This window comes from Alkalicella caledoniensis, from assembly GCF_014467015.1.
In the GTDB taxonomy this organism is placed as follows: Bacteria; Bacillota; Proteinivoracia; order Proteinivoracales; family Proteinivoracaceae; genus Alkalicella; species Alkalicella caledoniensis.
Map to the genome: position 1 here is coordinate 791,185 of NZ_CP058559.1, position 14,935 is coordinate 806,119.

Annotated in this window: 10 protein-coding genes; all 10 read right to left on the bottom strand. The window is 35.9% G+C overall.

What is annotated here, in order from left to right; genetic code table 11:
- Nucleotides 1-227 precede the first annotated feature (227 nt).
- Nucleotides 228-1,511 (bottom strand): PTS sugar transporter subunit IIC, encoded by a 1,284-nt coding sequence (locus HYG86_RS03930; RefSeq protein WP_213167644.1) that lies wholly within the window; start codon nt 1,509-1,511, stop codon nt 228-230.
- Nucleotides 1,512-1,540: 29 nt separating this feature from the next.
- Nucleotides 1,541-1,846: a PTS sugar transporter subunit IIB gene (locus HYG86_RS03935; protein WP_213167645.1), complete on the bottom strand. Its 306-nt coding sequence runs from the start codon at nt 1,844-1,846 to the stop codon at nt 1,541-1,543.
- A gap of 150 nt (nt 1,847-1,996) precedes the next feature.
- Nucleotides 1,997-4,684 carry a sigma-54-dependent transcriptional regulator gene (locus HYG86_RS03940; RefSeq protein WP_213167646.1) on the bottom strand — a complete coding sequence of 896 codons (2,688 nt, stop codon included), beginning with the start codon at nt 4,682-4,684 and terminating at the stop codon, nt 1,997-1,999.
- A 195-nt stretch (nt 4,685-4,879) separates the two neighbouring features.
- On the bottom strand, nt 4,880-6,223 hold the full coding sequence (locus tag HYG86_RS03945) for a 6-phospho-beta-glucosidase (RefSeq protein ID WP_213167647.1): 1,344 nt from the start codon (nt 6,221-6,223) through the stop codon (nt 4,880-4,882).
- Nucleotides 6,224-6,237: 14 nt separating this feature from the next.
- Nucleotides 6,238-6,540 carry a PTS lactose/cellobiose transporter subunit IIA gene (locus HYG86_RS03950; protein ID WP_343064231.1) on the bottom strand — a complete coding sequence of 101 codons (303 nt, stop codon included), beginning with the start codon at nt 6,538-6,540 and terminating at the stop codon, nt 6,238-6,240.
- 42 nt (nt 6,541-6,582) lie between these two features.
- Nucleotides 6,583-6,888, bottom strand: a complete 306-nt coding sequence (locus HYG86_RS03955) for a PTS sugar transporter subunit IIB (protein WP_213167649.1) — start codon at nt 6,886-6,888, stop codon at nt 6,583-6,585.
- Between the two features lie 175 nt (nt 6,889-7,063).
- Nucleotides 7,064-8,407, bottom strand: coding sequence for a 6-phospho-beta-glucosidase (locus HYG86_RS03960; RefSeq protein ID WP_213167650.1), 1,344 nt, complete (start codon nt 8,405-8,407; stop codon nt 7,064-7,066).
- Between the two features lie 281 nt (nt 8,408-8,688).
- Complete coding sequence (locus HYG86_RS03965; RefSeq protein ID WP_213167651.1) at nt 8,689-9,633, bottom strand: AEC family transporter; 945 nt, start codon at nt 9,631-9,633, stop codon at nt 8,689-8,691.
- 140 nt (nt 9,634-9,773) lie between these two features.
- Complete coding sequence (locus HYG86_RS03970) at nt 9,774-10,253, bottom strand: hypothetical protein (RefSeq protein WP_213167652.1); 480 nt, start codon at nt 10,251-10,253, stop codon at nt 9,774-9,776.
- 348 nt (nt 10,254-10,601) lie between these two features.
- On the bottom strand, nt 10,602-14,894 hold the full coding sequence (locus HYG86_RS03975) for a 2-hydroxyacyl-CoA dehydratase (RefSeq protein WP_213167653.1): 4,293 nt from the start codon (nt 14,892-14,894) through the stop codon (nt 10,602-10,604).
- Nucleotides 14,895-14,935 lie beyond the last annotated feature (41 nt).

Below are 14,935 nucleotides of genomic sequence, written 5' to 3' on the forward strand. Positions count from 1 at the left end.
ACACTAATACACTATTTTGCTAGGAAGCAATAAGTATGCCATACACATACATCAATCCCCCTCAATCTACTAAATACTTAAAGGGTGATTGTATAAAGACTGACACTTTTCAACATTAGCATAAAAAACGAGGGATGTGATCCCTCGTTTTTCATTAGTTCTCCAAAGGCTTTTACAGCTTGAAATATACTGTGAAAGTCCCTTCTGAGTGTTAATCTGTTATTTATTTACGCAGCAGCGTTTTCTTGTTCTTCTTTAACTAATTGTTTCTCATAAACTTTGAAGAATGGGTAGTAAATTGCTGTAGAAACAACAAGACATACAATAACTAATACAAATGCGCCTATCTGCCAGTTAGTCGCCCACATAGCTCCTATTGGAGCAGGGGTTGTCCATGGTGGCTGTGTAACACCTCTACCAGCCAGGCCTATACCTGTAGCAAAGTAAGCGATTGACGCATTTACCATTGGTGCAATGATAAATGGGATACCTAAGATAGGATTCATAACGATAGGTGAAGCAAATATAACTGGTTCATTGATGTTGAATATAGCTGGTATAGCAGCAACTCTACCAATTGCTTTAAGATTTGCTGATTTACTTGTTAGATATAGTCCAACTAGTCCTAATGTAGCACCAGAACCCCCTAGTACGATATAGAATGCCCAGAAAGGTTGAGTAAAGATATTTGGTAAAGCTTCACCTGCTGCAAGGGCAGCTTGGTTAGCTGAAAGATAAATTGCATAAAAGGGTCCTAGGATACCACCTACGATACTTGCACCGTGAATACCAGCAAACCACAGTAAGTGAGCTAGGAATACTGCAAATAAGATACCTGGCAATGTATCTACAGCACCAACAAGAGGCTTGAACATTTCCATGATTGCAGCTGGAACTGTTACACCAGTAAAGTGTTGAACAGCAATACTTGCAGGATAAAGGATAGCTACCATTAAAAATACCGGAATAAGTGCATCAAAGGAAGCAGCGATAGCTGGTGGTACACCATCTGGCATTTTTATTCTGATGTTTCTTTCCATAAGGAATCTCATTAACTCAACTGAGAAGAATGCAGCTATAACTGCTGTGAAAACACCTTTTCCATCCATGTATGCAGTAGGAAGTCCGCCATTAACAGGTTGTGCAGCTAGTAAAAGGTAAGCAGCAAGGGAAAGCATAGCACCTGAAAGTGGGTTTAGTTTATAGCTTTTAGATAAGCTATATCCGATAGCAGCAGAAATAAATATTGACATAATTGCCATTGTCATTTGGTTAGGAACGATTAAAATATCAAAATAGTTAGTTGCAAGATTTACCCATGCTTTACCGATAAAGTTTGTGGTGTCTGCAGGAAATGGTGGGAAAGCAAGTATAAGCATAATACTACCGATAATCATAAATGGCATTGCGCCGATAAAGCCGTCTTTCATAGCACTGATGTGTCTTTGGTTACCTACTTTTGCAACAACTGGCATGAATTTTTCTTCTAGCCATTTTAGAAAGTTATTCATTGGTTAATCCCCCTTTTTTATTGTGTGTACTATTGCATTTCTTTCAAGGTTTCTTCAAGGATTTTTTCACCTTTCATTAAACCATAGTCCATAGAGTTAATAACTAATACTTTGATTCCATATTGATCAGCGATTTTTTGGAATTCATCTTTCTTAAACTTAACCTGAGGACCAAGTAAGGCTATCTCGTACTGAGATACTTTGTCTGCAAAAGCGTCCACTGGAACAGCATCGATTTTAACTTCGATACCCTTTGCTTGAGCAGCTTTTTCCATCTTTGTTACTAATAGACTTGTTGACATTCCTGCTGCACATGCTAGCAATATTTTTTTCATTATACTCTACCTCCTTCCGTCACTAATATATAAGCAATAAACGTGCCAAAACAGTAGAACCTTGAAAAATAAGGGGGATTAAACTTGTTTTTTGTCGAAAAAACACTAATATCCTAGTTTTAAAATAACAAAAAAACACTAAAAAACACTTTACTGATTATCTAGTATGATAGATGTAATCAGTGCGATTTCGTTATCTGCTATGGATATATTATACTTACGCTCAATAGGCAATAAGTATTCCTTTACGATGGCTTTAGCTTCAGGGTCGACGTTTGAAGGTGTTGGGCGTGTGGATTCTACAGTAAAGTTATTAATATAATTTTCAATGAGACATCCAACATGTAGTACAACACCTATAAGTACATCATTATTTAGCTGTTTCTTAAGGGAGTTACTTATACCTATTAAAGCAGACTTAATATCATACACTAACTCTTTATTGTTGTGGAAATTTAGGTTTGCAGTAAGTGTTTCAGATATTTGACTAAACATTTTTTCATTATTCACCACAGCTTGTAGTTTTTTCTGCCCTTGTTCTGTGAAAATCTCCTCTAAAGTGAAAAAAGGTATTGAAGGTATTTCCGGGTTTACAAAACTCACTACTGCCACTATATTTTTAAATTCTGCTAACATATTAATTTGTTTTTGAAAGTCTTTTAACCCTGTGAAACTAAGGGGAATTATATCAATATTGGTGTGTTCAATATTTTTTGAAACAAAGGATTTTATTTTTACTGAGCTACCTTCACCTGTGTAACAACCTGTTATTATCACATTTCTTGATGTACTGTATTCTTCAATTGGGCTCTCAGCTAATTTTTTCCCTAGGTATGGATTTATATCTATTGCTGAGTTATACACTTGCACCAAGTCAGATCCTAACATAGCTTTTCTTGTAGCCTCGAGCACCATAGGTGTACTAACCATTTCAACAGTTTTGGTAGGTATACCTATTTCTTTTGTAATCATATCACCAAAGTTAATCAAAGAGCCCATATCCGCTAAAATTAAGACCCCTTGACCAGCGTTTAGCTTTTCTATCTTCACTTTAGCTTCTTTATATATCTCTTCAGGGTTAACTGTAAGTGGCATATCTATGGCATGGGCAGTCTCCGTTGCCAGTAAAGAATTTGCAACTTTTGCTATACTGCTTGCAGCGCTATCACCGTGCATTAATACCAAGATACCTACATTCTCAGGTTTTGGATCCTCTTCACCTTGTATTTGCTTATTTGCAAAGAACATTGTTAAGAAGCCTATTTCATCTAGGGGAAGTTCTATTTTTAGTCTATCTTCAATCATCATTGCTACTTCTACAGCCACTGAGAACTCTTTAGGATATTTTTTTCTAATATCATTTAGCTTAGGATTAATAATGGGTTTATTTTGTTTTATACGTTCTTGAGTAGAATGAATATGAAGGGCTAGTCCGTAAAGTAGTGTTTCAATATGAGGATTTTTTAATTTTTCCTTAGTAATTGAAATTATCTCTTTAGCTAGGTCTAAAATTCCCTTACCTATAATAGTTTCTATTTCGTTTTCATTAACCTTCTGCTTTACTCTTCCCATAAAGTTAATGAAGTAGTTCTCTATATCCATTCCAATTATTTCATTTATATCTGCATCATTGACACCTTCAGCCCTTAGCTTTTCTATCCTCTTTTCTAGCATTTCGTAAAAATTATTGGGTATAGAGTAGTGATCTTCGGACACTAGGTTTGTTTCCTCTTGATTAGCAGAAAAAATATGCTCACTGGTTACATTACCCAAGAGGTGATTGATTTCATCACGATGATTTTTAAGCTTAAGAATTCCTTTTTTTGCATCTTCAGGTAATATCTTACTACTTACTATTACCTTACCCTTTGTCTGAGAAACAAAGTCTAAAAAAGCTCTTGCACAGCTTAACTGTATATCACTTTTAAGTTGGCCTATATTGTTTGGACAATCATAAAGCATCAAGCTCCTTATTGCATTTACACTAACAATAATCTCTTTACCAATCCTTGCAGATTCCTGCCTAAAAAAGTCTTCAATAAGTCTATATCTCTCAGAAAGCATCCTTTCCCTTAATGATGGGATGTTTATCATCATGGGTATGCGGCGAATAAAGGTATCTAGCAAGTTTGATTTTGGATCTTCTGTTGTCGCAGCTATTATTAAAACTTTAGCCTTTCGACTGTACTCAGTTTCTCCTAGTCGTTTAAAACTACCTTTGTCCATATAAGTAAAGAGCATCTCTTGTCCTTCACCAGGCAAGCGATGAACCTCATCCAAAAATAAAATTCCTCCATTTGCTTTCTCTAAAAGTCCTTCTTGATCTGTATCAGCACCTGTATAGGCACCTTTTTTTATACCAAAAATCTGCCCCATAAGAAGTTGGGGATTTTTTGAGTAGTCTGCACAGTTAAATGCTATAAAAGGAGCATCTTTTTCGAATTTTTCTGTCTCTTTTCCGTAGTTATACATAAGCTCAGCAAAAAGAGTTTTACCTACCCCTGTCTCACCAAAAATAAGTGTATGCAGGCCATTGGGCGGATACATTATAGCAGCTTTTCCCTGTTGTACAGCAGTTGTTAATGATCCCTTTGAACCTGTGATTGCATCAAAGGCATCTACTTCGCCATCAAGCTTTATAGATACTATTGGTTCAAATAGCACTGGGCGGCCATTATCCTTAGTCACTTTTCCTTCTTTAACCAAAAGGTTTAAATCATTACTTACATTTGCCCTTTGTAAGTCAAGTTCTTTGGCCACTTGTTCTGCACTGACACCTTTGCCAGTTTCTTTAAATAATTTATGAAGTGCTTCTTTGACCAAATCTATTCTACGCATCTCAAGTTTCACACTCCTTTCGTGTCACTAATTATATTTTATCATCTAAGGGCTGTTTGTACAATGACTTAACCTAATGCAGTAGTAAAGACTTCTTTTTTAGTTATTCCCATATATAAAACATCATTACTCACGTAATTTTAAAGGGTCACTGAAATTCAGTGACCCTTGCCAAAACTAGATAGTTACTCCTGTTTAGTTGCCTTTTTCTATTTTGTCGATAGCTTCTTTGAATTGAGGTAAGTGATCTTTATGGGCAACTAACATTTCATCAAGGATAGTTTTAGCTATTTTTCCAGACGGAACTAATGGGTTGATTGTAAATGCTTGTAGTGCTTTACCATAGTTACCTGTAACTGCAGCTTCTATTGTCACTTCTTCCATAGCTTTCATTAATTGTACTAGCCCACGCTGTGCAGCTGGGAATTTCCCAAAGTTGATTGGTTTTGGACCAGTTGCAGTAATAATACTACTTACTTCTACTGCACAATCATAAGGAAGGTCTGACAGTGCACCATTGTTCCTTGTGCTTACAACCATGTCAGTTCTCTTATCATTGTGAATAGATGCAATAAGCTCACATGCAGCATCAGAATAATATGCTCCTCCACGTTTACTTAGTTGTTCAGGCTTCTCTCCTAACTCTGGGTTTTTATAGATTTCAAAAAGCTCGGCTTCTAATTTTTTTACTGTTTCAGCGCGAGTTGAGTTAGTTGCAAACTCTTCTAGCTCTTTTTTAACCATATCATCTGTTAGGTAGTAGTATTGATGGTATCCACATGGAAGCATTCCTAAATCACGCAATTGTTCTTCAAAAAATGGAATGAATTTAATATTTTCCATGATATTATCTTGGTTTTCATAGATAGCATCCATAACTTTTTCAGTCAGGTCGTTACCATCTTTGTCGTGGATTTTGTGCCAGTGGTGATGATTTAAGCCAGCATATTGGAATTGAAGTTCTTCTACTGTTTTACCAAGTAGTTGAGATTCACGCATGTTATGGCCGATGGGTACGTTACATAGGCCTACTACTCTTTCAAAGTTCCCGTATTTAAGAACAGCTTCTGTAACCATACCTGCTGGGTTTGTGAAGTTTACTAGCCAAGCATTTGGACAAAGTTCTTTCATATCTTTTACTATATCCAAAATTACAGGTATTGTTCTAAATGCTTTAAACATACCACCTGCACCATTTGTTTCTTGTCCTAGTACACCATGACTTAAAGGTATACGCTCATCTTTAATCCTTGCATCTAACAGTCCTACTCGGAATTGGGTAGAAACAAAGTCAGCATCTTTTAGTGCTTCTCTTCTGTCTAAAGTCAAATGAATTTCCCAGTCTAGACCTGCTTTTTGAACCATGCGTCTAGCTAAGTTACCAACTATCTCTAATTTTTCTTTTCCTTCTTCGATGTCAACTAACCATATTTCACCAATTGGTAGTTCATCTTTCCTTTTGATATAACCTTCGATTAGCTCAGGAGTGTAGCTTGAACCTCCACCTATTGTGGCAATTTTAATACGGTCTTTTTTCACTCTTAACACCTCTTTTAATTATTTTTATTTTTATATAAATCGATCATTTCTTCAATTAAGTCTTTAGCCAACATTGATGTCATTAAATGATCTTGTGCATGAACTAACAATAAACCTATCTCAGCTTTGTTACCCCTTGCCTCTTCTTGAATAAGGTTTGTTTGAACTTTATGAGCTTTTAAAGCCTCTTCTTTAGCAAGCTTCAAACTTTCTTGGGCCTCCTCAAACTTACCTTCCTTAGCAAACTTTAAAGCTTGAAAAGCCTCACTTCTTGAATTACCAGAGTATAAAATTATTTCCATTGCCACCATTTCTATATTCATTATTATCCTTCCTCTCCCTGATTTATTATTAGATAATTACTGAAGCTCTTTTAGTGCATCTTCTAACACTTTCTCGCCTTTCATTAAACCGTAATCCATAGAATTAATTACTAGAACCTTGATCCCATATTGATCTGCGATTTTTTGGAACTCATCTTTTTTGAATTTAACTTGAGGTCCTAGTAGAGCAATTTCATATTTACTTACGTTGTCTGCAAAGGCATCAACTGGCAAAGCATCAATCTTAACTTCTATACCTTTTGCCTCAGCTGCTTTCTCCATTTTAGTTACTAGCAAACTTGTTGACATACCTGCTGCACAAGCTAAAAGAATTTTTCTCATTGGTTATTCCTCCCTTATATAGTTAGGTTATTATTTTTAGTTTTGATGACTATAATATATGCAATTTACATGCCAAAACAAAAAAAGACCCCATTTCATTAGTTGAAAAGGGGTCCTAATAACACAAATAACACACTTACATATTATTATAGGATTTTTGAAACACTAGAAAACACTACAGGGTATTTTCGATTTTCTCGATAGCGTTCTTAAACTGTGGTAAATGTTTTTTGTGCGCAACTAGCATTTCGTCTAAAATAACTTTTGCTACCTTACCAGAAGGAACTAGTGGGTTTAGAGTAAAGGCTTGTAACGCTTTACCATAATCACCGGTTACAGCAGCTTCTATTGTCACTTCTTCCATGGCTTTCATAACTTGTAAAAGTCCACGCTCAGCTGGTGGGAATTTTCCAAAATTCATAGGTTTTGGTCCAGCTGCAGTTATTATACTGCTAACTTCAACTGCACAATCATATGGAAGGTCCGCTAAAGCGCCATTGTTTCTAGTACTTACAACCATGTCGGTTTTTTTATCGTTATAGATTGAAGATATTAGCTCGCATGCTGCATCTGAGTAGTATGCTCCACCACGTTTGGTTAGTTGCTCTGGTTTTTCTTTAAGGTTAGGATCTTTATATAGCTCAAATAGCTCCGCTTCAACTTTTTTAACCACTTCTGCACGGGTCTCACCCTTAGCGAATTCTTCTAATTCTTTTTTAAGCATATCATCTGTTAGATAGTAGTATCTATGGTAAGCACAAGGAAGCATACCTAAATCACGGATTTGCTCTTCAAAGAACGGAATACTAGTAATATTTTGTACAGTGTTTTCGTCTTGGTTAAAAATTTTGTCCATGATTTGCTCAGTAACTTCATTACCTTCACGGTCAAAAACTCTATGCCAGTGATGATGATTTAAACCACCATATTGAAAGTATAGATCTTCTGGCTTTTTACCAATTACTTTTGACTCCATCATGTTATGCATGATAGGCACATTACATAACCCTACAACTTTTTCAAATTTACCGTACTTAAGTACAGCCTCTGCTACCATACCAGATGGGTTTGTAAAGTTTACTAGCCAAGCATCTGGACATAACTCTTTCATATCTTCAACTATTTCTAAAATTACAGGGATAGTTCTAAATGCCTTGAACATACCACCTGCGCCATTGGTCTCTTGACCCATAACTCCATGACTTAGGGGAATACGCTCATCTTTAATCCTTGCATCAAGTAAACCTACTCTAAATTGGGTTGATACAAAGTCAGCGCCTTTTAGAGCTTCTCTTCTATCTAATGTTAAATGAACTTCCCAGTCAAGGCCAGCTTCTTTAACCATACGCTTGGCAAGGTTTCCTACTATTTCTAATTTATCCTTACCTTCCTCAATATCCACTAACCATATTTCACCTATAGGTAACTCATCTTTTCTTTTGATGTAACCTTCAATTAATTCTGGTGTATAACTAGATCCTCCACCTATAGTTACTATTTTAATACGATCCTTTTTCATGTGATTCCCTCCATTTATTACTTAGTTTTTTTATTTGATAATAGTGTATCATAATGTTCATATGTTGCAATTTTCGTGCCAAAACACTCCATTATTTGAACAATGCTGTGAAGATCTCAAAGATATTCAAAAATGGCTCTGGAATAACCAGAACCATTCACCTAATGTGCTTTGGAATATATATACTACCAATAATTTATTTAACAACAAATAGGAATTTATAAACATATATCTAATTTCCTAATGGCATATTGGGGTATTAGGAAATCCTCTAAATCTGGTTAAAGTATGGGGAATAAAATTTCTGCCATATAAATTACAAATACCAAGCTTACGGAACCAAGTAATGTGGAAATCATTACTGTCTGTGAAGAAAAATCAGGGTAGTTATTGCATTCCACTGCTATTAGTGCTGCATTTACAGCTGTGGGGACAGCAGTTGAGATAAGTACTACCTGAGCAATAACTCCCTCTATACGCAACACGTAGATGAATAGTAAAGCGATAATTGGTCCACCTACTAGTCTCATTAGGACAGATATATATACTTCCTTATTTTTAAATTCAAACTGAGTTTTAGAAAGCTGTACCCCCAAGGTAATTAAAGATAGTGGAATAACAGCTGCCCTTGCGTACTCAAGGGCTGGCCACAATGCAAACTGGGTGAAATCATAGGAAAAGGATTTTAGTATAAAGGCCAATGGGATCATATAAATAGTAGGCATTTTTAGAACTTTCACCACTGACTCCTTCCAATGGGTATTTGCCCCTCGCCCAGCATTGATAAAGCCCAGTGTGCTTGTTGTTAATGTTTGTACTAGCATAACCATTATTTGCGCAGTAAGGGCAATTTCTAGGTATGGTGTCCCAGTAAAGGCTAAAGTTATTAGTGGTATCCCTATATTTCCTGCATTATAAAAAATGACGGAGTTCGTAAAAGCATTTTTTAACCCCTCATCGTATCCTCGAAATTTAGCCATTATTCCCACAAGTACCATGTTAGTTATTAAAATAAGACATGCGGCAATTAAAACCTTTATCATTTCCATGGGTATCTGAGCTGTATATAGATTTACAAATGTAAATGCAGGTACAAAAACATAAAAATTCAATTTAGTAAGTGTCATGATATCAAGATCAAATTTCTTACTGAGAGCAAAACCTAAAATTATAAGTGCAAAAATAGGTACAATATTGTTTGTTAGAATAAAAAAGAACACATTCATTTTCTAAATCAAATCCTTTCACTATAGAAATTACATAATAAGCATTATACTCCTGATTTTTAATTATGGCAAAAAACAATTGTGGAAATCAAAAAATAGCCAACTTGAATTTTCAAGTTGGCTCTATCTATCTTTCTACTTTATTTAGAGTATTTTTCTAAGATGTCTAAATGTGCTTGTGATACTTCTGGACATACTTCCAAAATTCCATCTACCACATAATCGATATTACTGTCGTCTATTTTTTTTGCTTTAATGCCATCTTCTCCAACAAATATGTCTTCTGATTCCAAGGAGTTATATATTTCTTTTACCTTTGAAACCTCCATCACATCATTGTTTACCAAACAGCTTTCAGAAAAAAACAATGTCCCCTGATCCATTACAAGCTGGCCATAAACGTGCTCTTTCTTTTTAGCAGGATCACTAGTATCGTTGTAGGTTGTATGCTCTATGTGTTTTAGGTCCAATCTAAAGGTATCTTCACCCCTGGTGAAAACACACCTTTCCCCAAGCCTTAGTATTTTATCTTTCATATGCTTAGAAAAACTTCCTCCAAACTCAGATATAAACTGACGTGCAGAAATTGTTTTCTTGATATTATAATTCCTTCTTTTCATCAATATTACTGACTCCTTTACCATTTTTTCATAAATAAACTGTTCATATCAGGCAAATTAACACTGACTTCAACAATAAGATAAATACCACCTTTTTGAGGTGGTAACACTTATATTTTCATTATTATTTATCTACATACTTATTATACCACAAAAACCAAACTTTATTTGAATATCTTACCAAGTATTTCTATTTTTTACCTAGAACTAAAAGAGGGCTTCATTAGCTAAAAATTAATAAGCCCTTCTATTAGTCGTGTATAACTCTATTAAATTTTTAATTATAAGATAAAGAGCTAGTTCCATTAGATTCCGTATAAGTTCCACCTTGTTATAAACTAGGGGATCTTAATTCAAGCTTGCTTGCTCTAATAATTTTCTGTTTTGGACTTCACTGCTGTCTTTTGACACAGTACTAGCTTGCAAGTTTTCAAATGCAGTTGAAAGCATGAGTTTTATTCTATTGAGCTGGTTGACCTCGCTGGCACCGGGATCATAGTCAATGGCAACAATATTTGATCCTGGGTATACCCTTTTTAACTCTTTCATCATTCCTTTACCTGTTACGTGATTAGGCAAACATGCAAAGGGTTGCATACAAACTATATTTTTCACTCCTTCTTCAATGAGCTCCACCATTTCACCTGTTAAAAACCATCCTTCACCAGTTTGATGTCCTAGGGATACAACCTTTGCTGCCCCTTGGGCTATTTCATGAATGGATTTAGGAGGAGTAAATCTTTTACTAGCCTTTACTGCATTTATATATACTCTTCTATAAAACTCTATTACACCGAGTGCTGCTTTACTATATAATTGTGATTTCATGGTTCCGTTTAGATACTTATATTTGTGTACGTTATTAAAAGCACAATAAAGTAAAAAATCAGTTAAATCGGGAACAACAGCCTCTGCTCCTTCTGCTTCTATAATATCAACAATATTGTTATTTGCCAGGGGATGAAACTTTACCAAAATCTCCCCAACAAGCCCAACCTTTGGCTTTGAAATATTGTTCAATCTAAGATTATCAAAGTCATCCACTATATTATGAATATTTTCTTTATAGGATTTGCGGTCCCCTGTTTTTAACGAATTTTTACATACGTCCATCCACTTTTCAAAAAGCTTATTGGCTGAACCCTTTTCCCTTTCATAAGGGCGCACTTTATATAGGACCCTCATGAGTAAGTCTCCGTATACCAGTGCCATCAATGCCCTATTTCCTAAGCTTGGAGTAATTACAAATCCAGGGTTTTTTTCCATACCTTGGGCGTTCAAGGATATAACAGGTACATTTGGAAATCCTGCATCTAGTAAGGCTTTTCTTAAAAAGCCGATGTAGTTTGTTGCCCTACAACCCCCGCCAGTTTGACTTATGATAACTGAAGTATTTTCAGCATCATATTTTCCAGACTTTAATGCCTCTACTAGCTGACCTAAAACAATGATTGCTGGGTAGCAAGCATCATTATTTACGTATTTCAATCCTTCATCAATAGCCCTTTTATTATTACTAGGTAGTACATCTAAATTATATCCTGACAGTCTGAAAGCCTCTTCTAGTAGTTCGAAATGAATAGGTGACATGTCCGGAGCTAATATTGTATGCTTTTTCTTCATTTCTTTAGTAAATGAGACACGATTATATTTACTTTCAACCTTTTTCGCCTTAAACCCATTGATTTCCCTCTCAAGCATAGCTGCCTTTAACGACCTAAGTCTTATCCTTGCAGCTCCTAGATTATTACCTTCATCTATTTTAAGGCATGTATATATTTTTGAGTGACCATTTAAAATCTCCTCAACTTGATCAGTTGTAACAGCATCTAAACCACATCCAAATGAATTAAGTTGTACAAGTTCAAGATCATTACGCTTATTAACTAAGGATGCTGCTGCATAAAGCCTTGAGTGATATGCCCATTGATCCACCACCCTAAGGGGTCTCTCAATTTTACCAAGGTGAGCCACTGAATCTTCAGTCAGTACAACCATTCCTAAACTATTAACTAGATTAGGTATACCATGGTTTATTTCTGGATCAACATGGTATGGCCTACCCCCTAGAACAATTCCCTTAATATTATTCTCTTCCATATAAGAAAGTGTCTCCTCACCTTTTGAACGTATATCTAGTTTAAATCTTTCTAGTTCTGTGCCTGCTTTTTCTATGGCATATTCAACTTCCTTTGCTGATAAATTAAATGAAGCAAGCTCAATGATAAGCCGCTTAACCAGCTTGTTTTTTACATCAAATGGCAAGAAAGGCTTTAAAAAATTAATGCCCATATCCCTCAACTCATCAACATTGTTCTTGATGACTTCTGGGTATGATATGACTATGGGGCAATTAAAATGGTTATCAGCTTCAATTTGCTCCCTTTTGTCATGGGTTATGGATGGATAAAAGATTGTCCTTACCCCTTTGTCTATTAGATCCATTATATGACCATGCACAAGTTTACCTGGATAACACACTGATTCTGAGGGTATTGTTTCAATACCCTTTTCATATATGTCCTTTGATGACCTACTAGATAACTCTACCCTAAAACCTAATTCAGTAAAAAAGGTGAACCAAAACGGGTAATTTTCATACATGTTTAATACCCTAGGTATACCTATGGTCCCTCTAGTAGCCTCACTTGCAGTTAGGGGCACATAATCAAATACCCTATTAAACTTATATTCATATAGATTAGGTAAGCTAGTGGTCATTGTTTCTTTACCCATAGGTTTTTCACACCTGTTGCCTGTTATGTATCTCCCTTTGTTAGCAAATTTATTTACAGTAAGCAAACAATTATTTGAACACAGTACACATCTGGCCATGTTTGATTGCATTTTAAATTTTTCTAAATCCTCTGGTTTTAAAAGTTTGGACTCGTATCCTTCTTCAAACCTCTCCTTGGCAATAAGGGCTGCGCCAAATGCCCCCATGATTCCTGAGATATCAGGTCTTATGGCATCCCTTTGTGCCACTAGCTCAAAGGAGCGCAAAACAGCATCGTTATAAAAGGTTCCCCCTTGAACAACTATTTTATCTCCTAAGTCTTTTGGATTTTTGATTTTAATTACTTTATATAAAGCATTTTTTATGACAGAGTAGGAAAGGCCTGCAGAAATATCTCCTACCTTAGCCCCTTCCTTTTGGGACTGTTTAACCCTCGAGTTCATAAATACAGTACATCTAGACCCCAAGTCCACTGGACTTTTTGACTTAATTGCCTCACTGGCAAATGCTTCTATACTTAGCCCTAAGGATTGGGCAAAGGTCTCTAAGAACGATCCGCACCCTGACGAACATGCTTCGTTTAGTAAAATGCTATCTATAATGCCGTTTTTTATCCTTAGACATTTCATGTCTTGACCGCCAATGTCCAGTATAAAATCTACTCCTGGACAAAAGAAATCAGCAGCTTTATAATGGGCCACAGTCTCTATCTCCCCTATATCGATATTTAAACCAGCTTTAAGTAACCCCTCACCGTAACCAGTTACAGCTGAGTTTACTATCTTTGCGTTTAGAGGAAGTTTAGAATATAAGTCTTTTAAAACATTAATAGTAGAATTTAATGGACTCCCTTCATTACTACCATAATAGGAATAAATAACTGATCCTTCAGAGTCAATAAGTGCCACCTTTGTTGTAGTTGACCCTGCATCAATACCTAAAAAGCAATTTCCTTCGAAGTTTTCAAGGTTCTTCTTATTAACTTTATGTTCCCTATGCCTAGCCTTAAATTTTTCTAACTCCATGTGGTTGGAGAAAAGAGGAGCTAGTCTATCAGACTCAACAGTGTCAACTTTTTCTAGGTGAAATAGTTTAGAAACTAGTTCTTTAAAACTAATAGCTTCCTTGTCCACAGCTAATAGGGCAGCCCCAATAGCAATATAAAGCTGTGAGCTATCTGGATTTATGATTTGATTTTCCTCAAGCTTCAGTGTTTCTATAAACCTTTTTCTAAGCTCCGACAGGAAGAACAGTGGGCCACCTAAAAAGGCTATATTGCCCCTAATGGGCCTTCCACAAGCAAGACCACTTATTGTTTGGATGACCACAGACTGAAATACCGATGCGGCAATATCTTCCTTTGCAGCTCCTTCATTTAGCAATGGTTGTATATCCGTCTTAGCGAACACACCGCACCTTGCAGCAATAGGGTAAATGGTTTTATAGTTTTTAGCCAACTCATTTAGTCCTTGGGCATCGGTTTTTAACAGTGTTGCCATTTGATCTATAAAAGATCCTGTGCCACCAGCACATGTACCATTCATTCTTTGATCAACGCCATCGGAAAGGTAAGTGATCTTTGCATCTTCCCCTCCTAGTTCTATGGCTACATCTGCCTGTGGGTAAAACTCTTTTACAGCCTTAGTACCAGCTATTACTTCTTGCACAAAACTTACAGCTAAATTTTGGGCTATGGAAATTCCACCTGAACCAGTTATGGCAATAGTTATATCATAGTTACTAAACTGGCCATATGCTTCCCTTAACAATTCAGTAACTGTTTTTTTGATATCAGATAAGTGCCTTTGGTATTTTCCGGATATTACTTTAAAATATTGGTTTAGTACTACCACTTTAACCGTTGTCGACCCTACGTCTATCCCGACATGTACTTTTTTACCCATTTAAAATCCCCTCCTAGCAAGTCAATAATACAACAAATTTA